We start from the raw sequence: 24,393 nt of genomic DNA on the forward strand, positions 1-24,393 counted from the left end.
AAATGAAAGCGGTTACCAAAGGACTGTGGTTAAGTAATAGAATATTAAAATACATTCTTAAATTAAAATAAGAACCCCACTCGAGGAGGGAAGCCTTCATGAAAAGATTTAGCGGAAAAGTCGTCTTTGTGACAGGGGCGGGCAGAGGAATTGGGAAAAGTGTGAGTACAGCATTTGCTGAAGAAGAGGCAAGGGTGTGTTTGGTTGATATTGAGGAAGAGAGTCTCTCTATAACAGTGAATGAGCTTAAAGAGAAAGGGCATGAAGTACGTGGATTTGCTGCGGATATTTCAAACCCTGAGAAAGTCAACGAAGTGGTTGATCAGGTTGCCGAATTATTTGGGAAGATTGATATTCTCGTTAATAACGCGGGAGTTCTACGTGATAACATACTCTTTAAAATGAGTGACAGTGATTGGGATACCGTAATGAATGTTCATCTTAAAGGGACTTTTAATTGTTCGCGAGCAATTCAAAAATATATGGTGAAGCATCATTTTGGTCGAATCATAAACATATCCTCAACCTCAGCTTTAGGAAATCGAGGGCAGGCAAATTACTCGACGGCTAAAGCAGGTTTACAGGGATTCACGAAAACATTGGCTATTGAATTGGGGGCGTTTGGGATCACTGTGAACGCCGTTGCTCCAGGATTTATCGAAACCGACATGACAAAAGCGACAGCGGAGCGAATGGGGTTATCTTTTGGCGATCTAGTAAAGTACAGTGTGAGTCAAATCCCTGTGGGTCGGTCAGGTCAGCCTGAGGACATTGCCAATGCTGTCTTGTTTTTTGCAATGGATGAATCCTCTTTTGTGAATGGGCAAGTTTTGTATGTCGCTGGAGGTCCTAAAAACTAAAAGAGAGTCTTCAAGTCTTTTGTATTTTACTCAAATGGGGGAGTGGCCATGGTTAAAAGAACAATTGGTAAACGCTCAGAACGGGTGTGTAACGTGGTTGAGAGGGGGGCTGTAAAACGATTTGCTGAGGCAATAGGTGATCCGCATCCACTATATATTGAAAAGGACTACGGGAAACACTCGCGATATAAAAAGAATATTGCACCCCCAACCTTTCCACGTGTCTTTGATTATGGAAAGATCGAAGGACTCGACTTACCAAAAGCAGGTTTGATCCATGGAGAACAGCAGTTTACATATACGCGACCGCTCATGGTAGGAGAATCACTCTATTGTTATTGCGAAGTTGAAAGCTACGAAGAAAAACAAGCGCGTTCAGGCATATTAGGCTTTCTAACGATTAAATACATTGGGGAAACCGCATCAGGTCAGGAAGTTTTTACAGCAAAAAGTGTCATTATTCTTTCAGAAGCTGTTCGGAGAGGGAGATAATATGAACACTATACGACAAGTCCGTACTGGGGAATTATTATCTGAAATTCTTTTGGCTCCTGTTTCACGAATGGACCTGATTAAATATGCAGGCGCCTCTGGAGATTTTAACCCTATTCATACCATTGATAGTGAGGCTAAAAAGGCTGGTCTCCCTAAAATCATTGCGCATGGCATGTGGACGATGGGTCATATCAGTCAATTATTTACGCCGTATTACGAGGAGGGCTTTGTACACCGTTTTGTTAACCGCTTTTCAGGAATGGTTTTTTTAGACGATGTGTTAACGTTAAAAGCAAAGTTGGTAGATTCCCAAGGAACGGATTTGAATTTTGAGATTGAAGCGGTCAAACAAAGTGGGGAAAAAGTAGTGCATGGCCATGTCATATTCCGTTTGTATGAGCATTGACGAGACAGCGGATTCTGTCTATGACCTTAATTAAGCTTAAACCTTAAAGTTCTTCCCTTCTATTTATTTACTATAGTCCTTGGAGAACAGTGATGTCTCAAATGGATAATAGGATTGCAGTTTCAAAATCATAGTGATATGTTTGATTTATGATAATCGATTGAGAATTTTTAATCGTTTTTGATCATTGTTAGAGGGACCAAGAGGCAGGTACGGAAGGGGATTTGAAAATGTCGAAACCACTATTGATCACAAATACGACGCTTTATACAGAAAAGGGAATCATAAGAAATGGCTCCATTCTTCTTCAAGAGGGAAAGATTGCCGAGATATACGCAGAAGATCAGAAGATCAATTCTTCTGAAGAAAGAGAGGTGATCAATGGCTCTGGTCTCAATGTTATTCCGGGATTTATTGATGGCCACATCCACGGTGCCAATGGTGCAGATGTCATGGATGCCACAGAAACAGCACTAGAAACAATGGCAACATTTTTGCCACACGAGGGAACAACAAGTTTCTTAGCCACAACGATGACACAATCACCTGAAGCCATTGAGGCCGCTTTAAAGACTGTCGCAGCTTATCAAAATAAAGAAGGCCAAGCAGAAATCGTGGGTGTGCATTTAGAAGGGCCGTTTGTGGAGAAAAGTAAAGCAGGAGCGCAGCCTCAACAGTATATAATTGAACCTGATCTTGCTCTATTTCAAAAGTGGCAAAAGTTATCTGGACATGCCATCAAAACGATTACTCTGGCACCTGAGCATGATGCTGATGGAGAATTTATTCGTACTTTAGCGGAACAGGGAGTCAATGTGTCAGCAGGTCATACAGGAACGGACTTTATCGGGATGAAGCTAGCAGTCTCACAAGGCGTTCGCCAAGTGACCCATTTATGCAATGCAATGGTGGGGATTCATCATCGTGATATTGGGGTTGTCGGTGCGGCCTTTCAGTTAAAGGAACTTAAAGGGGAGTTAATTACCGACGGTATCCATGTTTCTCCAGAAATGATGCAATTAATCGTTAATAATATGGGTAGTGAACGGATTATCATGATCACAGATTCCATACGCGCGAAAGGGCTCACAACCGGTGAATATGATCTTGGCGGCCAACCGGTCACCGTGACGGAGGATCGTGCTTTTCTGGAAGATGGCACACTGGCCGGAAGTATTCTTAAAATGGATAAAGGGGCTCAAAATATGTTGGCGTTGGAGGGTGTCACGCTCTCTGATATCATCCAAATGGCTTCGATCAATCCCGCTAAACAAATCGGGATTTTTGATAGAAAAGGCAGTATCGCGGTCGGAAAAGATGCCGATCTGTTAATTGTTGACGAGAATTTAACCATCCATTACACACTCTGCCGAGGTGTGATCGCTGGGACACAGGCACCATGTCCCAGCTTGAGACAAGGAAAGTTGTCTTGAAATAAAGCGGGACAATAAACCTGTCCCTATGTCCCAATCAAATTTTTCTTGACAAATGTCATGGGACTTTATATTCTTGATATAATTTAATCCTTTCTAATTAATAAATTTGTTGAAAGAGCCGAACATTCTATTTGAATAAACGGTTCTTTCTTTATTTTTATTAGGCATAAGGAAGACTTTGGAAAGTCCGAATAAAAGTGAAACTTTTAATTTTATTTATAAAGTTATTGACAAATGAAAAAATAGGGTTTAAATTTAAATTATCAAAATTGTATCCGATTACAACACGGTGTTTCCGAAGGGCTTATTTTTTTGTTTTAAAAGGAAATCGGTTTCCAAAATCGATTTCCAAAAAATTTTAGCCTTTTTGGGTATCGATTCCCGAAAAGGGTTCCCAAAAAAACAATAACCATAAGAATCACTAGTTATGACAGTAAACACAACTTATTTGTAGAAAACGGTGATGTTTTTGAGAGTGACCATTGATGATGTGGCTAAAAAAGCAGGTGTATCAAAAACAACAGTCTCTCGAATTCTAAATGGGGATTATTCCCATTCGAAAGAGGAGACTAAGCAAAGAGTTATCAAAACAATTAAAGAACTGAATTATCGCCCCAATGCTTTAGCAAAGGGTCTTAAATTAATGAGTACTAATATCATTGGAATCGTGTTATCAAATCTAAATAATCCCTTTTGGTCCACTGTTTTAGAAGGTGTAGAAGATACTTGTCATAAATTAGGATATAGTTTGATGATTTGTAACTCCGATGAGGATCCGAAGAAGGAAAAACATTATATTGAAGAATTCCAAATGCGGCAAGTTGATGGGATCGTGATTAACCCCACAGTGAGAAATTTGCAATTGTATCAGCAATTAGTTCAAGCCAACTATCCCTTAGTCGTGATCAATCGTCGCTTAAAGGATTTTTCAATTAATCAAGTCATTGGCGATAATGTCCAGGGCTCAAAGTTAGCTGTGAATCATCTTTTAGATAATGGAAGAAAGAAAATTGCTGTAACCGTATATAAAAATCCTTATGTGAGTACATGGAAGGAGAGAGTAGAGGGCTATAGGGAAGCAATGTTAATCAATGGTTTCTCTGCTTACGATCTCAGAATTCTTGAAATTGATCCACTTTCAAAATCTATTAAACAAGTAACAATGGATTTCTTAAAAAGAAACCATGATACCGACGCCGTTTATTCAACAAATAACATGATTACATTGGAGTTAATCGACGCTATTAGACAATTAAATTTAAAAATCCCTGAGGATATAGCGATTGTAAGTTATGACGAAACCCCGTGGGCCAAGTATTTGGAACCTCCTCTTACAACTGTGAATCAGCCAGGGTACGAGATGGGGAAAATCGCAACCCAAATCCTTGTCAGATCAATTACTGAAAAGAATGCTCAGAGGCCAGAGACAGTTGTTTTGAAACCTAAGCTCATTATCCGAGAATCTTCAAATTTAAACCGTCAGGGACTAGATTTAAGGAGGTGATGTAACAAGTAAAATCAGACAGGACTTATTTTAAGAAGCGAGATAAAAATAAACCATTAAAGGAGTAATGAGAAAATGACAGACGATAGACAAGAGATTTTGGAGCTTTATAAAGATTTACGTGTATGTGATGTACGTGATGGTATGGATTGGGTCGGTATGCATGGTTATGGGACTGTCCATCATAGTTTTCGACCGCTTTTCAGAACAAAGGTGGTAGGAATTGCCCGAACAGCTCGTTATTTGCCATTTGAAGGGCCCGTACCCAAAATGACTCCTGAAGAATATACCGAATGGGTTGGATACTATTATAACAACATTTGTATCTATCCTTGGGGAGATGACATTGTTGATGGTGACTTTATGGTCATTGATGTAAGTGGCGTTGATGTTGGCTTACTAGGTTCTGATAATACCTTGTCTTATCTTGCCAAAGGAAATCGTGGGTTCTTGCTAAATGGTGGAGGTATTCGCGATACCGATGAAGTGATTATGCAAGGGATTCCTGTTTGGTCACAGTTTGTATCTCAAGGAATGGATCAAGCCCGTCTTCGTTATGATGCTAAGGATGTTCCAGTAGCTATAGGTGGAGTAGCGATCTACCCCGGAGATGTGATTGTTGCTGATGGAGATGGTGTTATTGTCGTTCCTCGTAAACTTGCCCGTGATGTCGCGAAATATGCGCATCAAGAACTTGGTAACGATAAAGTGAGTAGAAAAGAAAAATATGAAGCTTTGGGCTGGGAATTGGATGAGACTGTTAAGTAATTATTCATTAACTACATACCCATTGGGTAAAACCAGCAATGTTAAAGAAATGGAAAATTTCAAAGAAGGAAAGAGCCCATGTTGAATTGGCTCTTTCCCATTCTGATTGGAAGGGGATTGATGATGGGAAGCAAAAAAATAGGTTTCATAGGTCTTGGTGCGATGGGATTTCCAATGGCAAAAAATCTGCAAAAAGCAGGTTTTGAATTACATGTCATGGCTCATAGAAATCGCGTCCCTGTTGAAGAACTGGTCAAAGATGGAGCTCATGAACAGACTTCATTAGCTGAGATCGTTAAGCATAGTGAGATCTTAATAAGCATCTTACCTGCAGATAAAGAAATGGAAGAAGTGCTCCTTTCAGATGAGGTCATAAACCATTTAACAGAGAAACATATTTTAATAGAAGCCACTTCGGGATCTCCCGATATGATGAAAAGAGTTAATAGCATCTATGAAAATAAAGGGGTTAAAGTCTTGGATGCTCCAGTTAGTGGCGGGACAACAGGGGCTGAAAATGGCACTTTAACAGTAATGTCTGGTGGAACGGATGACGTTTTACAATTAGTCCGACCGGTATTGGATGCAATGGCACAAAACATTTATTTAGTGGGACCCATTGGTGCAGGGAAAGCAGTGAAGGCGATTAATCAAATGCTTGCAGGCATCCATATGGTGGCTTCAGCAGAAGCTGTTTCTTTAGCCTCTAAACTTGATGTTGATTTCAATATGTTGAAGGAAGTCATCAGTAATAGTTCGGGTGCCTCATGGATGCTTTTGAACAAGCTAGACACGCTTATCAGTAAAAATTTCGATCCTGGGTTTAAGCTTGCTTTAATGCGAAAGGATATCCAAATTGCTGTTGGTGAAGGCACAGATCGTGCGCTCCCACTAGGGGCAGCTGCTTTACAATTGTTTAGAATGGCAGAAAAAGATTTTGCAGAAAAGGATTTTGCTGCAATTAGTCAGCTCATTTTAACTTAAGAAGGGGGAGGGAGCTATGTCGAATTTAGGATTTAGAGTGTTACCACTTAAAACACGTCCAGATAAAGCTTTAATAGAAAGGCTGAGTGGTGTTGCAACTCCTCTTATTAGTGATAATATGAACCGCTTGCATGGGACTTCATCAACCCTGCGCCCTATTCATAAAAAAGCCAAACTATTAGGAACTGCATTTACGGTTAAAACAAGAGCGGGTGATAATCTGTTAGTCCATAAAGCGATTGATTTGGCAGAACCCGGTGACGTCATTGTTGTGGATGCGGGCGGGGATACAACACAGGCGATTATTGGAGAAATTATGATGCGTCTTTCTAAGAAAAAGGGAATCAAGGGCTTCGTGATTGATGGCACAATTCGAGATTCTGCCGCTTTTAAAGAAGCGGATTATCCCTGTTTTGCTAAAGGCGTCACTCACAGGGGACCGTATAAAGAAGGTCCAGGAGAGATTAATGTTCCTGTTACCGTGGGCAATATGATTGTTCATCCTGGAGATATTATCGTTGGTGATGAAGATGGATTGCTCTCTATACCCTTGGACTATGCAGAGGAAATTATTGATAGAGCGATCACACAACTTAAGAATGAAAAAGAAATTTTTAAAACCATAGAAGCGGGGACAATCAACCGCGACTGGATCGATGAGACTTTAACGAAAAAGGGATGCACGCTTTTATGAGTCATAAATTCAACTGGGAAAAACTCCAGACCTTCACAGAGGAACTTTTTAAAAAAGCAGGGGTAAATGCAGAGGATGCCCATGTAATTGCGGAGTCACTTATTGAAGCGAATCTCCGCGGTGTAGACTCACACGGCGTTGTCCGATCCGATATTTATTTGCGACGATTAGAAGCAGGAATGATCAAAACTAAAGGTGAGATGATCGTCGAATCCGATGGACCTGTGACTTTATTAGATGGCCAGAATCATATAGGTGCCGTCGTTGGGAGTAAAGCATTAGAACTTATTATAGATTCTACCAAAAAGCATGGGACAGCTGTTGTAGGAGTAAAAGGCTCCAATCATTTTGGAACGTGTGGATATTACCTTTTAAAAGCAGTTAAAGAAAATATTATTCTAATGGTCTTATCCAATGCCTCACAGACGATGCCCCCTACGGGAGGAATCCGTCCATTTATAGGCACAAACCCATTTTCTGTCGGTATTCCTGCTGGAAAATATCAACCTTTTATATTAGACATGGCCACAAGTGTTGTTGCTAGAGGAAAAATTATTAATGCTGCCCAAAAGGGTGAGCGTATTCCCGACACTTGGGCTATCGATAAAGATGGAAATCCGACCACGGATGCCGAGGCTGCTTTAGAGGGTTCAGTGCTTCCGTTAGGAGGGCCAAAAGGCTATGCCATCTCAATGTTTATAGACATTTTGAGTGGTGTTTTGACAGGAGCTGGATTCGGAAAATACGTCAATAATATGTATGAAAATTGGAAGGAACCACAAAATGTTGGTCATTTCTTTATTGGTATTGATATTTCAAAATTCATGCCAGTAAGTCAGTTTAAAGAACGTATTGACCGATATTTTGATGAAATAAAATCTGAACCTACTGCACCGGATGTGAATGAAATTCTTATACCAGGTGAACTAGAGCAGCGAGCCACTCAAGAACGTAAAAAAAATGGGATCGAATTACCTTTAAAAGTGGAAGAAGAATTGAGAGCATGGGGCGATAAATTTGGCGTGGATCTCTCCGCTGCCTTAATAGAAACACCACAGACTGAGAAAAATTAATTTAATAGGAGTGTGAGTATGCTTTTAAATCGTTTATACAGGTATGAGATGCCTACGGCTATTGAATTCGGAGTCGGTTCTATAAAAGAATTACATCACCATGTCAAAGGATTAAATGGAACAAAAGTCTTACTTGTAACAGATCCTGGTGTGGAAAAAGCGGGTGTGACCCAACGCTTAATAGATGTCCTTAAAGGGGGAGAAATTCCCTACGCCATATACAATGATATCGAGCCTGATGGTGATATTGATGGCATTATGGTAGCAACAGAGTACGCCAAAAGTGAGAACTGTGACATTGTGGTCGGTCTAGGAGGAGGTAGCTCCTTAGATACAGCCAAAGCTATTGGATTAATGTTAGGAAACAGTGGCCATATTCGTGACTATGTCGGAATAAATGAAGTGCCAAAAAAAGGTGCTCCAGTCATCGCAGTTCCAACAACAGCAGGAACAGGGAGTGAAATCACAATCTTCTCGGTCCTTTCAGATAAAAAGGCAAATATAAAACTGAGTGTCGGAAGTGTGTATAATTGTCCAGATTTAGCGATTTGCGACCCAGAATTAACACTTACTCTTCCACCTCATATTACAGCAGCAACAGGTATGGACGCTTTAACACATGCGCTTGAATCTTATGTTAATAAAGCCACCCAACCTATATCAGAAGCGCTTTCTATTCAATCTATGAAACTAGTGGCGCGTAGTTTGAGAACGGCTGTCGGTCAGGGGAATCATCTTGAAGCGCGTGCTGATATGCAGATGGCGAGTTCAATCGCTGCTATGGCTTTTAATGCGACGCGCCTTGGGTTATCTCATGCATTGGCGATGCCATTGGGTGGGAAATTTCATATTCCCCATGGGGTTGTCAACGCAATTTTACTTCCAGAAGTGATGGCCTTTAATCTTATGGCGAATATTCCTAAATTTATCGAGATTGCTAAGATATTTGATATGCCAATCGAAGGGCTTTCTCCAAGAGAGGCTGCAGAGCAATCAGTGAAAGCCATTCGTCAACTAAAAGAAGATGTCGGCATTCATGCAACATTATCCGATTATGGAGTGACAGAAGAAGCCCTAGATAGTGTTGTTGAAGAAGCTATCGAATCAGGAAATGTCCCTGTCAATCCTCGGATAACGACAACAGAAGATTTGAAGCAGATTTGTAGAAATGCAATGTAATAGCTTTATTTCATAAGGAGGATCCACACAATGAGCAATGAGATGAGACGATGGATTGAGTCTAATGCTGGTGAAACCTATAAAAATTTTATAAATGGCGAGTGGATGCCGAGTGTAAGTGGTCAGACCAAACCTTTGTATGAAGCGGCTATCCAGGATCATCAATTGGGGAATTTTCCAGACTCAGTTGAAGAGGATGTGGATCTTGCCGTAAAGGCGGCGCATAAAGCCTTTAACTCTTGGAAAAACGTCTCTTCTTCTCGTCGAGCGGAAATATTATATCGTCTAGCGGATGTGTTGGAAGAACACCAAGAAGAATTAGCTTATATTTTATCTGCAGAACAAGGAAAGGTGCTTGCAGAATCTTATGGAGAAGTAAAACGGGCTGCGAGTGAAGCTCGCTTTGCAGCAGGAGAAGCTTCCCGTGTGGAAGGTCAAATCCTGCCAAGTGAGAATCCTGAGATCGTCAGTCAAGTAAGACCCTATCCTATAGGCGTGATTGCAGAAATTGCTCCATGGAATTTTCCTTTGGTCACTCCTGTTCGGAAAATTGCCCCAGCCTTAGCCTTTGGCTGTACCGTTGTTTTGAAACCCGCTTCTTCGACACCGTGGACGTCTGTAAAGTTAATGGAATTAATGGCTAAAGCCGGTGTTCCTAACGGAGTAGTTAACTTAGTCATTGGTTCAGGGCGTAGAGTGGGCGATCCCTTAGTCAAACATCCACTCGTAAAGGGGGTAAGCTTTACAGGATCAACCGATTTAGGGGTAAGCATTAACCAGATTGCAGCCGCACGTCTTGTTAAAACCCAATTGGAATTAGGTGGGAAGAATGCTGCCGTCGTTTTAGACTATGACAATTTGGAAGCAGCGGCCGAGCAAATTGTGAGTGCTGCTTTTGGATGTACAGGTCAGCGATGCACGGCAATTAGCCGAGTGATTGTTTTAAAAGATAAAGCAGAAGCCCTTATACAACAGTTATTGAAAAAAATCTCTTCTATCCGTATTGGCCCTGCTTGGGACGAAGCGGCAACAATGGGCCCACTCATTGATAAAAAACAATATGAATCGGTTATGAACTATATTGAACTAGGAAAACAAGAGGGTGCAGCTCTTATAACAGGTGGGGAAAGACTTCTCGTCAATAATCATGAGGACGGCTATTATATTGCTCCGACCTTATTCACAAAAGTCACTCCGGAGATGACAATCGCAAAAGAGGAAATATTTGGCCCAGTTTTAGTCGTGCTTGAGGCTAAGGACATAGACGAAGCGGTAGACATTGCTAATGCGACAGAGTATGGACTTGCAGCATCTGTTTTTACAAACACCCTTGAAACAGCACAAAAACTATCAGATAGCCTTGAAAATGGGATGGTTCATGTCAATCATGGCACATCCAGCCAAGCACATATCCCCTTCGGTGGTGTGAAAAAATCTGGCTATGGGGCTTTTTCAATCGGTCACTCCAACCAAGAATTTTTTACCACATTAAAGGCTGTGTATGTAAAGGGAAGGTAAAATCCTTACGGAGGCATTGTTGATGAAAATAGCATTAGGTAGCGATCATTGTGGTTATGAACTGAAGGTAAGCTTACTTCCTTATTTTGAAAGAATGGGATACGAGGTCTCGGATTTTGGATGTCATTCAACAGAGCCTGTTGATTTTCCGGATATAGCCCAGCAAGTATGTGATGGAGTTCGAAAAGGCAGTCATAAAAGAGGAATTATGTTTTGTGGGACAGGGGTTGGAGCCGCAATAGCAGCCAATAAGATTCCAGGAATCCGTGCTGCTGTGTGCCACGATGTTCATTCTGCTCATCAATGTGTGGAACATGATGATGTGAACATCATGTGCATTGGGGCAAAAATCGTGGGTCCGTGGTTAGTCGAAGATTTAATCCAAGCTTTTATTTCTGCGACTTTTAGTAGTGAAAAGCCTTTTAGAAGACGAGTAAAAAAGCTTCACGAAATGGAAATCCAATATGCAATGGAATTAATGAATAAGGGTTAAGGTTTTGATAATCTATCTCTATCAAAGATTCTTACTTTTTGGGTTCCTGGTTCACCAACCAATTTATACCTATGCCTACAATGACAACTATATTTAGTAAAGGTGGAACTCATAACGATGAAAAAGATGATTATAGGCTTGTTTTCTATAATTTTAGTCATTAGTTTAGCAGGATGCGGATCAAGTAATAATGGATCCTCAGCAGATGGTAAAGTCTCAATCACGATTTCTTGGTGGGGAGACACGGCAAGAAATAAGAAATATAACGAGATTGCAGATGAATTTGAAAAAGAAAATCCGAATATTGAGGTCAAAAGACAATTTGGGAGCTGGAATGACTATTGGGATAAACTCGCGACCCAAACCGCTGGTGGTAATGCCCCTGACGTTATCAGCATGCACCCCAATTATGCAGCAGATTACGCACGGCGTAATACACTTTTAGATCTTGATCAATATATAAAATCTGGTGACATTGATGTGAGTAACTTCCCAAAATCAGTTGTGAATAGTGGGAAAATTAGTGGTAAAAATTATATGATTGCCCAAGGAGTTACAACCTCTGGACAGGTCGTTAACAAAAGTCTTTTTGAAAAAATCGGTGTGGATGCTCCTGGAGATCAATGGAATTGGGATCATTTTGTTGATAAGGCTATCGAAGTTCAGAAAGCCATTAAAGCCAAGGGCTTAAAAGGAACATGGGCAGTTGATGATCAAAGTATTCAATACCAGCCTGTCTTCGAATACTACCTTCGTTCGAATGGCAAACAACTGTATACCGAAGATGGAAAGCTAGGATTCACACAAAAGGATGTTGAAAATTGGTTCAACATGTGGGAGACACTTCGAAAGGCTGGCGCGATACCTGATGCAGCAACTGTTAATGAATATGCAAACGTCTCACTGGAACAAAGTTTATTTGCTAAAGGTAAACTCGCTATGCATGATATTCCCGGTAATCAACTTTATCTATATGCAGATCAAATGAAGGACAGTCAATTAGAAATGGTACGTCATCCTCAAGGCCCATCTGGTGATGGTGAATTTGTTGAAGGGGCCTACCTCAGTATCACAAAGAGTTCGAAGCATCCGAAAGAAGCGGCGAAGTTCATCAATTTCTTTGTCAACTCAGAGAAAGCGCTTAAGATCTTTAAGATTGAACAAGGGGCACCGGGGTCAACAAAAATGAATGACTATGTGAAACCACAGCTTGAAAAAGGGCAACAACAATCGTTAGATTTCATCCAAAAAACACTTAAATATGCAGGTGAAGCCCCTTATCCACCAAAAGGGAATACAGAGTTGACAACAGAATTCACAAATGCGGCTAATAGTATTGCTTTTGGGAAGTCATCCGTTAAGGCAGCTTCAGCGGCATTCATGAAAAAAGCTGAGAGTATCGTTAACAATCAATAATGACTTTTAAAGAAGTTCTATAATTACAAATCGATAAATTAGGGAAAGGATAGTCCTTTTCCTAGTTTATCAAGAATGGTGGTGCTACTCATGAAAAGTGCCTGGAAGAGAAATTGGGTCGGTTTTTTCTTTTTGGGACCTTGGTTAATAGGATTAATAGGATTTACAACAATTCCAATGCTCACGTCACTCTACTTTTCTTTTACGAAGTATGATATGTTCACTCCGCCAAACTGGGCAGGATTGGCAAATTACATTGAAATATTTCATGATCCGAAATTTTACAGTAGTGTGAAGGTCACAGCCATCTATGTCTTACTTAGCGTGCCTTTACAACTTATCTTTGCATTACTTGTCGCGGTTCTATTAAATCGTGGGATAAGAGCAGTGAGACTTTACAGAGCCGCCTATTATGTGCCTTCATTATTCGGCGGGAGTGTTGCAGTAGCCTTATTGTGGCGCCAAGTTTTTGACAGTGAAGGGTTACTTAATTCTGTGTTGGGTGTTTTCGGAATCAGTGGTCACAACTGGATTTCTACTCCAAGTACGTCCATCTATACGTTGATCATACTCGCAATCTGGCAGTTTGGCGCACCGATGGTCATTTTTTTAGCCGGATTAAAACAAATACCGGTAGATCTATATGAAGCCGCACGAATTGACGGCGCCAATAAATTCCAGCAGTTTTTCAAGATTACATTACCGATGTTAACACCGATCATATTTTTCAATTTAATTATGGAAATCATTCATGCGTTCCAAGCGTTTACGCCAGCTTACATTGTTAGTGGCGGAACGGGGGGGCCTCTTGATTCAACATTATTCTATACGCTATACCTGTACCAAAAAGGCTTCACAGAATTCCATATGGGATATGCTTCTGCCTTAGCCTGGTTATTGCTTGTTACCATTGCAATAGTCACTGGACTTGTCTTTGCATCATCTAAAAAATGGGTCTTTTATCAAGAATAGAGGTGAGTTTCAATGACAACATTTAAACCGAGACGACTTTTGTTACATGTCATCATTATTTGTATTGGATTGATCATGTTGTATCCATTATTATGGATGATCATGAGTTCCTTTAAAGAATCGACTGAGATTTTTCAAAGTAATTCTTTTTGGCCAAAGAAATTCACACTAAGTAACTATATTGAAGGATGGACGGGATTATCAGGTTTTACCTTTGGACGATTCTTTTTAAATTCATTTTTTCTTGTGGCCATGTGTATTATTGGAAATTTACTCTCGTGTTCAATGGCGGCTTATGCCTTTGCTAAACTCAGTTTCGCCTTTAAGAGTGTCTTTTTTGCATTAATGTTAGGCACGCTAATGCTACCCTTTCATGTCACCGTTGTTCCTCAATATATCGTATTCAAACATTTAGGCTGGATCAATACGTATTTACCTCTTATTGTTCCCAAATTTTTAGGTGTAGAAGGATTCTTTATTTTCCTTATGGTCCAGTTTATGAGAACAATCCCTAAAGATTTGTCTGAAGCTGCTGAAATTGACGGGTGTGGTCCGATTAGAATGTACTGGAAGCTGATCCTTCCGCTTGCCTTACCTGCTTTGATCACGACAATGATTTTTACCTTTATTTGGACATGGAATGACTTCTTTAGTCAGTTACTCTACCTGAGTGATGTGAAAATGTATACTGTTGCTTTAGGGTTAAGGATGTTTTTAGATGCAATGGGGCAAAGCTCTTGGGGCGCCTTGTTTGCCATGTCAACACTGTCTCTGATTCCATTGTTTGTTATTTTTATCTTCTTCCAAAGATATTTAATAGAGGGGATTACTGCTGGCTCTATAAAAGGTTAATACGAATGCTAGCACCTTCTTTTGTGTGAAGGAGACAATCTAAGGAGGCTCATCTTTGAAACCTAAGATTTTTGTGACGAGAAAGCTACCAGAGGAGACTATGAAATTATTAAAAGAACATTGCGATGTGAAAATATGGGAACAGGAAGACCTTCCTGTTCCGAGAGAGGTTTTAATAGAAGAAATACAGGAGATCGACGGTTTATATTGTTTGTTAACAGAGGCGATCGATAAGGAAGTGATTGACCGTGCAAAGAAGTTAAAAGTCATTAGCAATATGGCTGTTGGTTATAACAATATTGATATTGAAAGTGCGACAAAGCAGGGGATCGCGGTAACAAATACTCCGGGTGTATTAACTGAAACAACCGCTGACCTTACCTTTTCTCTTTTAATGTCAGTAGCCAGAAGAATTGTTGATGCCGACTGTTTTTTAAGAAATGGAAATTGGAAAACATGGTCCCCCATGCTGTTAACAGGGCAGGATATTCATGGGGCTACATTGGGGATTATTGGACTAGGTAGAATAGGGGAGGCTTTGGCTAAGCGGGCACAAGGTTTTAATATGAAGATTCTTTATCATAATCGAACACGTAAGTACGCGGTCGAGGAGCGTCTTAATATTCATTATGTTGAATTAGAAGCACTTCTACGAGAGTCAGATTTTGTTTGTATCCTTACACCTTATACCGAGGAGACAAAGAACCTCATTGATGAGGAAGAATTATCATTAATGAAAGAAAGTGCGATTCTTATTAATAGCTCTCGTGGTGGGATTGTTAATGAAGAGGCTTTATATAAGGCCTTATTAGACCAAAAAATATGGGGAGCGGGGCTAGACGTTTTTGAGGAAGAACCTGTAAGTCTTGAAAGTCCATTGTTATCACTCCCTAATGTTGTTGTAACCCCCCATATTGGGAGTGCAAGTATTCAAACACGTCATTTAATGGCACAGCTTGCTGCTGAGAATCTTATTGGAGTATTAAATGGAAAATCAAGTAATCATATTGTGAATGAAGCTGATTTAAAGTTTAATTCAAACAAGTGATTTTCTATAAACAGAATAGAATAGAGGGTTTAAAAGGGCTAACTAATTATTAGAATTAGGATTGCTCTTTTTTGTTATAAAAGTCTAGTAAAAATAAATTGTCGAAATATAAATAAAAATATATAAATTAAAACAACGTTAGTATATTGACAATATATTGAGTAACCTTTAAAGTTTAGGTAACCGGTTTCAGGAACCGGTTACCTAAAAGGAGTGAATAAAATAACAGAACACATCGGGGAGGGAAAAGAGAATCATGCCTTAAAATGATATCGCTTACATTATGGAGGGGATCGACTAGGATCTATATCAATTAGAGGAGCGCCGAGATGGCTAAAAAGGAGAAAGAGGAGATTCTAAACCTTTAGAAAATCACGAGTGACGGATATAGCGATGGTATTCACCATTATGGAACGATTCGCTACAGTATTCGGCCATTCATGTGGAAAAACGGTTAGCTTTGGAAGTACGCCATGTAAGAAAAAAGATAAACGTTCAAGAAAAAAACATTATGTCGCTTTGAATGGGGAATTGGACCACTTGATTTTATGAAACAGTATGCCATTAAAAAGGTGAGGTGTGTTGCATGCTAAAGCATAAAGTTGTCTATGTATTTCTTTTAATCATGCTTGCATTTGGTTTAATGGGATGCAGTAACAATTCGAATGGGAATGCTTCAGGAGAAAATAGTAAGAAAGTGACGATAAGATTTGGCTGGTGGGGAGATCCGCCTCGCAATAAAGTTTACAATGCGATTATTGCTGAATTTGAAAAAGAGCATCCCGATATTAAAGTAAAAGGTGAAGCTTTAAGTAGGGGAGATTATTGGGATAAGATGGCCACTGAAATCGCAGGGGGAAATGCTCCGGATATCATTGGTATGCACCAAACATTTGTGTCAGATTATGCACGAAGAAATACTTTGCTGTCTTTGGATAAATATATTAATTCAGGTGTGATTAATCTCGATGATTTCCCTGATTCAGTGAAGGCAAGCTCTAAAGTCGGCAATACGACCTACATGGTTGCACAAGGAGTGACCATGTCGGGCCAGATTTATAATGCCAGTTTATTGAAGGAACTAGGTGTGTCTACTCCAGACATGGACTGGTCATGGGATGACTTTAGTGATAAGGCTCTAGAGATAAAGAAAGCTTTTGAGGCTAAGGGAGAGGGAAAAGGACATTGGGGCGTTTCAGATCAAAGTAATAACTTCCAACCGTTATTCCAATATTATGTGAGGGAAAAAGGCAATCAACTTTATACAGAAGATGGAAAAATCGCTTTTACCGAACAAAATGTTATCGATTGGTTTACGATGTGGGATAAGTTGCGAAAGGAAGGGGCGATTCCTGATGCGGCAACTTCTGATGAGTATGCGAATGTTTCTTTAGAACAAAGTTTGATCGTCAAAGGCAAAGTCGCGATTTCAGGACTTCCAGCGAATCAACTTTATTTATATCAACAACAGATGAAAGATCAAAAGGTTGAGATGATTCGACAACCGACATTGGAAGGCAAAGGTGGAGAATTGATTGAGGGCGCCTACTTGAGTATTTCGGCAGAATCAAAACATCCAAAAGAAGCGGCCGAATTTATCAACTTCTTTGTTAATAATGAAAGGGCAGGTAAAATCTTCAAGGTTGAACAAGGAAATCCAGGTTCCACTAAAATTGCAAAACTCATTGAGCCTTCATTAGAACCAGCACAACAATCGGCGATGAAATTCATAGAAGATACATTACAAACAGCAACAAAGGCACCTTACCCACCAAAAGGAAATACGGAGATTACAACTGCTTTCGAAGATGCCGCTTCCTCCATTGCTTTTGGGAAGGCATCAATTAAGGAAGCCTCAGATACTTTTATGAAAAAGGCGAAGAGTATTTTAAACCAGTAAGAAAAAGATCGATAATAGAAGGCACCACCAATAAGGGGATGATGACATTACGTTACTCATCCCCTTTTAATTCATATCTTTCGTGCATGAGCTATTTCAAAAAGGAGCGTTTATTTCAATGAATATCAGGAAATTTATCTTGATTATATCCTCATGTTTATTAATCATCGGTTTAATAGGTTGTGGTAATGACGAATCGACTTCAGGTAAAAAGGCAAAACAGGTAGTCATTCATTTTTCATGGTGGGGAGATACAACGAGAAATAAAGTATACAATAGCATCATAAAAAAGTTTGAAAAGGAACATCCAAATATCATCGTTAAAGGGCAATCAGGAAATTGGAGTGATTATTGGGATAAGTTAACCACACAAATGGCAGGTGGGAATGCCCCCGATATTATTAGTATGCATCCAGACTATGTATCCGATTATGCAAGAAGAAATGGACTGCTTGATTTAGATAAATATGTAGATTCTGGGGTGCTCAATCTAGATGATTTTACAGAATCAGTAAGAGATAGTGGGAAAATAGATGAGAAACTCTATATGGTCTCACAAGGCGTCTCGTTAGGCGGACAAATGTATAATACGGCTTTATTTGATCAATTAGGTGTTGATTATCCTAACATGAATTGGACCTGGGATGATTTTGTCCAAAAAGCTACAGACATAACAGAAGCACTTAAGTCGAAGGGGCAATCAAAGGGTCATTGGGGAGTCACTGATGAAAGTACTGATTTTGGATTGTTTCACAATTTTGTCCGCGAGAAGGGTAAGGATCTCTATACGAGTGATGGGAAGTTAGCCTTTGATAAAAATGATCTTGTTGAGTGGTTCACCATGTGGGATGAAATGAGGGAAAAAGGGATAATCCCAGATGCAGCAACCAGTAACGAATATGCGAGTGTTTCTCTAGAGCAAAGTTTATTTGCAAAAGAAAAAGTAGCGATTGCCGGTGCCCCCGGGAATCAACTTTATCTATATCAACAACAAGTTAAAAATGGCAAGGTTAATATGGTTAGACAACCAACAATGGAAGATGGCGAAAACGGAGAATACGTAGGAGGAGCTTACTTGAGTGTTTCGGCTAATTCAAAACATCCAAGGGAGGCTGCTAAATTTATTGACTTTTTCGTGAACTCCGAGAAATCTCTAAAAATATTTAAAGTTGAACAGGGGATACCTGGTTCAACTAAAATGACTAAGTTTGTCAAACCTTTGCTCGATCCGGCTCAACGAGATGGCGTAGATTATGTAGAAAAAGCACTTCAATATGCTGGACAATCCCCATACCCACCAGTTGGCAGTGCCGAAATTACCACTGCATTCAATAATGCAGCAACGTCCATTGCTTATGGGAAAGCTTCTATTAAACAAGCCGCTGATCATTTTATGACAACTGCAGGTAGAATTTTAAATCAATAGTTTTTAAGAGCGCATTGATTTTATCAAGTGAAAATAAAGTTTATTTGCTTTACTATACTCCCCATTAGTAGAAGATAAAAAATTGGGTCTCTACTTAAGGGGAGTTATTTATTTCTTAATTAAGGAGGGGGATTGCTTTTATCCTTAGACTCTTAGGACCATTCTATATAATGCCACAATGCCTTAGCTTTCCGACAGAAAAAGAAAAAGGGGCACAGCCGATTTTACTGCAAACAGTATATAATAGTAATAACATGCTTATTCTATTATTGACCCCTCTATTCCTATAAATAGAACAAACGTCATAAGTTTATTGATTGGCTTTGCAAAATTTGTTTTGGACACGCAAATTTGGCTTTTTTGCCTATTTATAATCTACTCTATTTTGATCTCCTCTGAGGAATAACTATAAACATTTATCTGAGTCAAGTTGGCATTATCCTATGATTAATAAAAAAGAAGTTGAGTTGTTATATAGATCACAGTGTTAGTTATTGCCCATAGCAAAGTGATAAATGGTTATTAATAGCTTAAAAATGTGAATATAAAAAATTTTATTATAAAGGCCATATAGGTGTTGACAAGAGTGGCGTTAACGCTTAAAGTAGTAAGTAAATCGGTTCCCGAAATCGGTTCCCTAGAAATAAAAGAAAGCGCTTTATTTAATAATGAAGAGAAAATGGTGAATGAGTTGAAAAAGGCAAAAGTAACAATAAGCGATGTAGCAAAAAAAGCTGGTGTGTCGAAAACGACGGTCTCCCGAATTTTAAATGGAGATTACGCTCACACAAAGGAGGAAACACGGGATAGAATTTTACAAGTTATTAAGGAGTTAGATTATCGTCCGAATGCCTTAGCTAAGGGTCTTAAATCAATGAGTACTAATGTTATCGGGATCATTTTATCTAATCTTAAAAACCCCTATTGGTCATCTGTTCTAGAGGGCGTTGAGGATACCTGTCATAAATTAGGATACAGCTTAATGATATGCAACTCAGATGAAGATCCTAATAAAGAAAAACATTATATAGAAGAATTTCAGCGCCGTCAGGTTGATGGCATTGTCATTAACCCTACAGTCAGGAACATGGAAATGTATGAGGAATTAGTCAAGTCCAAGTACCCATTTGTGGTGGTGAACAGAAAAATCCCAAATTTAGTCGTGAAAAACGTAGTTGTTGATAATAATCAAGGCGCATTTCTCGCCGTCAATCATCTCATGGATGAGGGGAGAAAAAGGATTGCTGTCACGGCTTTTAATAATCCACATGTCAGTACTTGGAAGGAAAGAGTCGAGGGATATAAAGAGGTTCTCCTGTCCAGAGGATATGCAAAGAAAGATTTTAGAATCCTTTTAATCGACCCGGTATCAGACGTTAAGGAAGTCACTATGGCGTTTTTGCGAAAAAATCCTGATGTGGATGCGCTATTTTCTACGAACAATATGATCTCACTTCAGTCGATGGAGGCCATTCGAGAACTTCATCTGAAAATTCCTGAGGATATCGCCTTAGTCAGTTACGATGAGACAGCATGGGCCAAACATCTCGAACCTCCTTTGACAACCATTAAACAGCCCGGTTATGACATGGGTGTGAAGGCGACTCAGATGTTGGTGGATTCCATTGCTGGCAACAACGACGAAGAATCAGAAACAATTATTTTAGAACCCGAGTTGATTGTGAGAAACTCGTCAATATCAGAGAGTTATCATAGACCATAAACCTTTTTTCTCTAAAGGGGGTGATGTTTAACAGAAAGCACTCTTGTTTAAAGGGCTTCTATTCACATATATTGTAAACCCTTACAGTGAGTGTTTGCTAATGTGGATGTGAGGTCATTAATGTTTGATGAATATCTAAATAAATGTAAGGGGTTGATCGTTTCGTGAAAAAGTGGGTTATGGCAATGTTCTCCATCCTTTTAATTGTAGGGTTAATAGGGTGTGGAAATGACTCCTCAACAAGTAGTGGGAAAAATAAGAAAGTGACGATTTCAATCGCTTGGTGGGGAGATACTGAACGCAATAAAAAGTATAATGACATTGCAGATGAATTTGAAAAAGAACATCCTAACATTGAAGTGAAGAGACAGTTTGGGAATTTTAATGACTATTGGGATAAACTTGCCACGCAAACGGCGGGTGGAAATGCCCCCGATGTGGTCAGTATGCATGCAAGATATGTTGCCGATTATGCTCGGCGCAACACACTTATTGATCTAGGTAAATATGTTGATTCTGGGACAATTGATCTTAGTGATTTTCCTAAATCTGTGGTAGATAGTGGGAAGGTTGATGGGAAAACCTATATGGTTGCTCAAGGCGTAACCACCTCAGGTGAGATTGTTAATTATACTCAAATAAAAAAATTAGGTGTGGAACCTTTTGATGATAATTGGACTTGGGATGACTTTGTCAATAGAGTGATAGATTTACAAGAGGCAATTAAAACAAAGGGTTTAAAAGGAACTTGGGCGATAGATGACCAAAGTTCTCACATGCAACCTAACTTTGAATATTTCCTAAGGACTCAAGGAAAAGAAATATATACGGCTGATGGAAAACTTGGTTTCGATAAAGCAGATGTTGTCAATTGGTTTAAAATGTGGGATAAATTGCGCAAGGCTGGGGCGATTCCAGATGCGGCAACAGGGAATGAGTATAAAAACGTCTCGCTTGAACAAAGTCTTTTTGTTAAAGACAAGGTCCTCATACATGATATTCCTGCCAATCAATTGTATCTTTATCAGGATCAATTGAAGAACGATGACTTAGGGATGATAAGATATCCTCAGGGTGAAGATGGAACAAATGGGGAATATGTAGAAGGAGCCTACCTAAGTATTACAAAAGGTTCAAAGCATCCAAAGGAAGCAGCAGAATTCATTAACTTCTTTGTTAACTCGGAAAAAGCACTGGGGATATTTAAGGTTGAGCAAGGAGCGCCAGGTTCAACCAAAATGGATGAGTTTGTAAAACCCAAATTAGATAAAAATCAACAAGAGTCACTTGAATTTATCCAAAAAACGCTTAAAATTGCTGATACTGCCCCATATCCACCCAAGGGGAATACAGAAGTCACAACAGCGTTTAGTGATGCGGCTGACTCGATTTCATTTGGAAGAGCTTCTATTGAACAAGCAGCTGAAGATTTTATGAACAAAGCTCATAGTGCTATCGGTCAATAACGGATGATCACATAAAAGCAATGCATGAGGGAAAGGGATGGTCGAGATCCTTTTCCCTTTTTTACTGACACATTAAATGGCAGTTATGAACAGTGTTATTCAATCAGCCGCTTGTTCATTTAGAATAACATATTTGTAAGCGTTCTTGTAGGTATGGAGTGTCACCTTAGATAGCAAGTTTTACTAAACCCTTTTTGTTTCGCCGCTTCATTAGCCTTTAACTGTTTTTTTAAGCCCGTGAATATAGCGAGTCAAATGGGAGGTAAGGTCATAGCGTAAAAAGGGTGTGACGAGATAGATCCCATTAAAATAGTTAAGCGCTTCGTTAATCAGTGTTTCAGAGATTGATAGTCCTTCAAGCGCTGCTTCTTTATTTGAGTCTTTATCCATACGCTCAAGTATAGAATCGGGAATTTGGATCCCAGGAACTTCATTATGCAAAAACTGAGCATTTCGCGAACTTGTCAAAGGCATAATACCAACAAATACGGGGACATTGAAGGGTTCCACGGCACGGGCTAATTTTTCAAAGAGCTGAATATCAAAAATAGGTTGAGTCATCACATAATCAGCACCGGCATCAAGTTTTCTCTTCAGACGGTCAATGGCCTTATTAAAGTTGCGAACATGTGGGTTAAAAGAGGTGCCAATGACAAATGTAGCGCTCTGTTTTAAAGGTTGACCAGAAAAGGCCACGCCATGATTCAGCTTTTTTACCATTTTTGATAGGTCAGTTGACGACATATCATAGACAGAAGTTGCCCCTGGTAAGTCACCGAAACGCGAAGGATCGCCCGTTACAAGAAGAATATGGTGAATCCCAAGAACGTGAAGCCCCATTAAATGTGATTGTTGACCTATGAGATTTCGATCACGACAAGCGATGTGCACGAGAGGCTCTATGCCTCTATTTTTGAGCTGGCTTGCGATCGCCATATTACTCACACGAACGGTTCCTAATGAATTATCTGCAATCGTGATGGCATCTGCCCCTGCTTGATGAAGTTTTTCGGCGGCGTTTATGTATTTTGTCACATCCAAAACCTTTGGTGGATCAAGTTCGACAATTATAGTCGGCTCATGTTTTGCTTTTTGTACAAGCGATTGCTGAGGGATAACGTTTAGGGATTCTTGATCCCATTTGTCAGTGGGCATTTTGGGCTCTAATGTTCTACTCCTAACTTGGATTGGCTTCTGTATCGAGACATGGGAAAGCGTAGGCTCTGCTGTAGCTTTAGAGTGTGAAAAATCTTTGAGCTGCTTTGCCAATGCACGAATGTGATCAGGTGTTGTCCCACAACAACCGCCAATGAATTTAACGCCCTTTTGTACAAGTTGTAGGCCAATCTTAGCGAAATAGTTTGCATTTCCTGTATAAGAATATTCGCCATCGACCATATGCAATAATCCACCGTTTGGAACGGCCGCATAATGGGAATGAGGGTTTAACTCAAGGCTCTCATAACTGCGCAATATCCCTGATAATCCAAGACGGCAATTGAGCCCGACAACATCTGCCCCTGCATCTTCTAAAATGCTAAAAGCTTCATCAATGGGGAAACCATCTCTTGTGACACCAATCGCTTCAGGGGATAAATTCGCTATGATCGGTAAGTTGGTAAATTGGCGCGCAGTTTCAACAGCTAATTGTAATTCTGTAAGATCAGAAAAGGTTTCGAGCAAAAGGCCATCAACCGACGCTTCTAGAAGGGCGGTGAGTTGTTCCTCAAAAAGAAATTTTAAGGACATGCGAGCTCCTTGGCTATTAAAATTAGGAACCTTAATATCTGCAGTTGAACCGATTGTCCCAAAAACAAAAGCTTCTGAATGGGTTACATTATTTATTTGTAAATGGTCTTGATGAAGCTGAATCGCTTGCCGCGCCGCCTTAACCGCGGAGTGATTAATTTCCCATACGCGATCTTCTAAGCCGTAGCGACCTAGTCCCATTCGATGACCACTAAAAGTGTTGGTCTGAATCAGTGTCGCTCCCGCTGAAAGATAAGCCATATGGGCTTCCTGTACCAATTCAGGTTGATTCAAAACAAGGGCTTCAAAGCAGGTGCGAGCGGGAACCCCAGATTGATGTAATAATGTTGCCATGGCGCCATCGCCAATAATGTAATCTGTTTTTAATTGTTCAAGAAACTGAGTACGGCGTTCTTTTGACATTCTCATCA

Annotated in this window: 21 protein-coding genes; 20 read left to right on the top strand and 1 reads right to left on the bottom strand. The window is 39.8% G+C overall.

Annotation, left to right across the window (positions count from 1 at the left end; genetic code table 11):
• Positions 1–98: 98 nt before the first annotated feature.
• The 20 genes from fabG (at position 99) to IEV91_RS10770 (ending at position 22,213) form a co-directional block, all read left to right on the top strand.
• On the top strand, positions 99–860 hold the full coding sequence (fabG, locus tag IEV91_RS10675) for a 3-oxoacyl-ACP reductase FabG (RefSeq protein ID WP_188497423.1): 762 nt from the start codon (positions 99–101) through the stop codon (positions 858–860).
• A gap of 48 nt (positions 861–908) precedes the next feature.
• On the top strand, positions 909–1,352 hold the full coding sequence (locus tag IEV91_RS10680; RefSeq protein ID WP_188497424.1) for a MaoC family dehydratase N-terminal domain-containing protein: 444 nt from the start codon (positions 909–911) through the stop codon (positions 1,350–1,352).
• A 1-nt stretch (position 1,353) separates the two neighbouring features.
• Positions 1,354–1,761 (top strand): MaoC/PaaZ C-terminal domain-containing protein, encoded by a 408-nt coding sequence (locus IEV91_RS10685; RefSeq protein ID WP_188497425.1) that lies wholly within the window; start codon positions 1,354–1,356, stop codon positions 1,759–1,761.
• Between the two features lie 230 nt (positions 1,762–1,991).
• A complete protein-coding gene (gene nagA, locus IEV91_RS10690; protein ID WP_188497426.1) occupies positions 1,992–3,194 on the top strand; it encodes an N-acetylglucosamine-6-phosphate deacetylase in 1,203 nt (400 codons plus the stop codon).
• Between the two features lie 478 nt (positions 3,195–3,672).
• On the top strand, positions 3,673–4,701 hold the full coding sequence (locus IEV91_RS10695; RefSeq protein WP_229745535.1) for a LacI family DNA-binding transcriptional regulator: 1,029 nt from the start codon (positions 3,673–3,675) through the stop codon (positions 4,699–4,701).
• Between the two features lie 75 nt (positions 4,702–4,776).
• Complete coding sequence (locus IEV91_RS10700; protein WP_188497427.1) at positions 4,777–5,469, top strand: RraA family protein; 693 nt, start codon at positions 4,777–4,779, stop codon at positions 5,467–5,469.
• 78 nt (positions 5,470–5,547) lie between these two features.
• The gene (locus IEV91_RS10705) at positions 5,548–6,453 is read left to right on the top strand and encodes an NAD(P)-dependent oxidoreductase (RefSeq protein WP_229745537.1); all 906 of its coding nucleotides are present in this window, start codon (positions 5,548–5,550) and stop codon (positions 6,451–6,453) included.
• A gap of 16 nt (positions 6,454–6,469) precedes the next feature.
• Positions 6,470–7,147 (top strand): RraA family protein, encoded by a 678-nt coding sequence (locus IEV91_RS10710; protein WP_188497428.1) that lies wholly within the window; start codon positions 6,470–6,472, stop codon positions 7,145–7,147.
• Positions 7,144–8,220, top strand: coding sequence for an Ldh family oxidoreductase (locus tag IEV91_RS10715; protein WP_188497429.1), 1,077 nt, complete (start codon positions 7,144–7,146; stop codon positions 8,218–8,220). Before IEV91_RS10710 ends, IEV91_RS10715 begins: the two co-directional genes overlap by 4 nt.
• Before the next feature lie 18 nt (positions 8,221–8,238).
• Positions 8,239–9,399, top strand: a complete 1,161-nt coding sequence (locus IEV91_RS10720; protein ID WP_188497430.1) for an iron-containing alcohol dehydrogenase — start codon at positions 8,239–8,241, stop codon at positions 9,397–9,399.
• A gap of 30 nt (positions 9,400–9,429) precedes the next feature.
• Positions 9,430–10,917, top strand: coding sequence for an aldehyde dehydrogenase family protein (locus tag IEV91_RS10725; RefSeq protein ID WP_188497431.1), 1,488 nt, complete (start codon positions 9,430–9,432; stop codon positions 10,915–10,917).
• Between the two features lie 22 nt (positions 10,918–10,939).
• Positions 10,940–11,410 (top strand): RpiB/LacA/LacB family sugar-phosphate isomerase, encoded by a 471-nt coding sequence (locus IEV91_RS10730; RefSeq protein ID WP_188497432.1) that lies wholly within the window; start codon positions 10,940–10,942, stop codon positions 11,408–11,410.
• A gap of 117 nt (positions 11,411–11,527) precedes the next feature.
• Complete coding sequence (locus tag IEV91_RS10735) at positions 11,528–12,826, top strand: ABC transporter substrate-binding protein (protein WP_229745539.1); 1,299 nt, start codon at positions 11,528–11,530, stop codon at positions 12,824–12,826.
• 90 nt (positions 12,827–12,916) lie between these two features.
• Positions 12,917–13,798: a carbohydrate ABC transporter permease gene (locus IEV91_RS10740; RefSeq protein WP_229745540.1), complete on the top strand. Its 882-nt coding sequence runs from the start codon at positions 12,917–12,919 to the stop codon at positions 13,796–13,798.
• A 12-nt stretch (positions 13,799–13,810) separates the two neighbouring features.
• Positions 13,811–14,650, top strand: coding sequence for a carbohydrate ABC transporter permease (locus tag IEV91_RS10745; protein ID WP_188497435.1), 840 nt, complete (start codon positions 13,811–13,813; stop codon positions 14,648–14,650).
• A gap of 55 nt (positions 14,651–14,705) precedes the next feature.
• Positions 14,706–15,698: a 2-hydroxyacid dehydrogenase gene (locus IEV91_RS10750; RefSeq protein WP_188497436.1), complete on the top strand. Its 993-nt coding sequence runs from the start codon at positions 14,706–14,708 to the stop codon at positions 15,696–15,698.
• A gap of 586 nt (positions 15,699–16,284) precedes the next feature.
• On the top strand, positions 16,285–17,598 hold the full coding sequence (locus IEV91_RS10755) for an ABC transporter substrate-binding protein (protein WP_188497437.1): 1,314 nt from the start codon (positions 16,285–16,287) through the stop codon (positions 17,596–17,598).
• 118 nt (positions 17,599–17,716) lie between these two features.
• Positions 17,717–19,024: an ABC transporter substrate-binding protein gene (locus IEV91_RS10760; RefSeq protein WP_188497438.1), complete on the top strand. Its 1,308-nt coding sequence runs from the start codon at positions 17,717–17,719 to the stop codon at positions 19,022–19,024.
• A gap of 586 nt (positions 19,025–19,610) precedes the next feature.
• Positions 19,611–20,747, top strand: a complete 1,137-nt coding sequence (locus IEV91_RS10765; protein ID WP_229745542.1) for a LacI family DNA-binding transcriptional regulator — start codon at positions 19,611–19,613, stop codon at positions 20,745–20,747.
• Positions 20,748–20,911: 164 nt separating this feature from the next.
• Positions 20,912–22,213 carry an ABC transporter substrate-binding protein gene (locus IEV91_RS10770; protein ID WP_229745543.1) on the top strand — a complete coding sequence of 434 codons (1,302 nt, stop codon included), beginning with the start codon at positions 20,912–20,914 and terminating at the stop codon, positions 22,211–22,213.
• A gap of 210 nt (positions 22,214–22,423) precedes the next feature.
• Here IEV91_RS10770 and IEV91_RS10775 read toward each other — a convergent pair whose 3' ends face one another.
• Positions 22,424–24,385 (bottom strand): bifunctional homocysteine S-methyltransferase/methylenetetrahydrofolate reductase, encoded by a 1,962-nt coding sequence (locus IEV91_RS10775; RefSeq protein WP_188497439.1) that lies wholly within the window; start codon positions 24,383–24,385, stop codon positions 22,424–22,426.
• Between the last annotated feature and the right edge of the window lie 8 nt (positions 24,386–24,393).

This window comes from Pullulanibacillus pueri, from assembly GCF_014639255.1.
GTDB classification, from domain to species: Bacteria; Bacillota; Bacilli; order Bacillales; family Sporolactobacillaceae; genus Pullulanibacillus; species Pullulanibacillus pueri.

Excerpts from the sequence above, each read along its gene's own strand:
- fabG (WP_188497423.1), top strand. The coding sequence starts at position 99 with ATGAAAAGATTTAGCGGAAAAGTCGTCTTTGTGACAGGGGCGGGCAGA.
- IEV91_RS10680 (WP_188497424.1), top strand. The coding sequence starts at position 909 with ATGGTTAAAAGAACAATTGGTAAACGCTCAGAACGGGTGTGTAACGTG.
- IEV91_RS10685 (WP_188497425.1), top strand. The coding sequence starts at position 1,354 with ATGAACACTATACGACAAGTCCGTACTGGGGAATTATTATCTGAAATT.
- nagA (WP_188497426.1), top strand. The coding sequence starts at position 1,992 with ATGTCGAAACCACTATTGATCACAAATACGACGCTTTATACAGAAAAG.
- IEV91_RS10700 (WP_188497427.1), top strand. The coding sequence starts at position 4,777 with ATGACAGACGATAGACAAGAGATTTTGGAGCTTTATAAAGATTTACGT.
- IEV91_RS10705 (WP_229745537.1), top strand. The coding sequence starts at position 5,548 with ATGTTGAATTGGCTCTTTCCCATTCTGATTGGAAGGGGATTGATGATG.
- IEV91_RS10710 (WP_188497428.1), top strand. The coding sequence starts at position 6,470 with ATGTCGAATTTAGGATTTAGAGTGTTACCACTTAAAACACGTCCAGAT.
- IEV91_RS10715 (WP_188497429.1), top strand. The coding sequence starts at position 7,144 with ATGAGTCATAAATTCAACTGGGAAAAACTCCAGACCTTCACAGAGGAA.
- IEV91_RS10720 (WP_188497430.1), top strand. The coding sequence starts at position 8,239 with ATGCTTTTAAATCGTTTATACAGGTATGAGATGCCTACGGCTATTGAA.
- IEV91_RS10725 (WP_188497431.1), top strand. The coding sequence starts at position 9,430 with ATGAGCAATGAGATGAGACGATGGATTGAGTCTAATGCTGGTGAAACC.
- IEV91_RS10730 (WP_188497432.1), top strand. The coding sequence starts at position 10,940 with ATGAAAATAGCATTAGGTAGCGATCATTGTGGTTATGAACTGAAGGTA.
- IEV91_RS10735 (WP_229745539.1), top strand. The coding sequence starts at position 11,528 with ATGAAAAAGATGATTATAGGCTTGTTTTCTATAATTTTAGTCATTAGT.
- IEV91_RS10740 (WP_229745540.1), top strand. The coding sequence starts at position 12,917 with ATGAAAAGTGCCTGGAAGAGAAATTGGGTCGGTTTTTTCTTTTTGGGA.
- IEV91_RS10745 (WP_188497435.1), top strand. The coding sequence starts at position 13,811 with ATGACAACATTTAAACCGAGACGACTTTTGTTACATGTCATCATTATT.
- IEV91_RS10755 (WP_188497437.1), top strand. The coding sequence starts at position 16,285 with ATGCTAAAGCATAAAGTTGTCTATGTATTTCTTTTAATCATGCTTGCA.
- IEV91_RS10760 (WP_188497438.1), top strand. The coding sequence starts at position 17,717 with ATGAATATCAGGAAATTTATCTTGATTATATCCTCATGTTTATTAATC.
- IEV91_RS10775 (WP_188497439.1), bottom strand. The coding sequence starts at position 24,385 with ATGTCAAAAGAACGCCGTACTCAGTTTCTTGAACAATTAAAAACAGAT.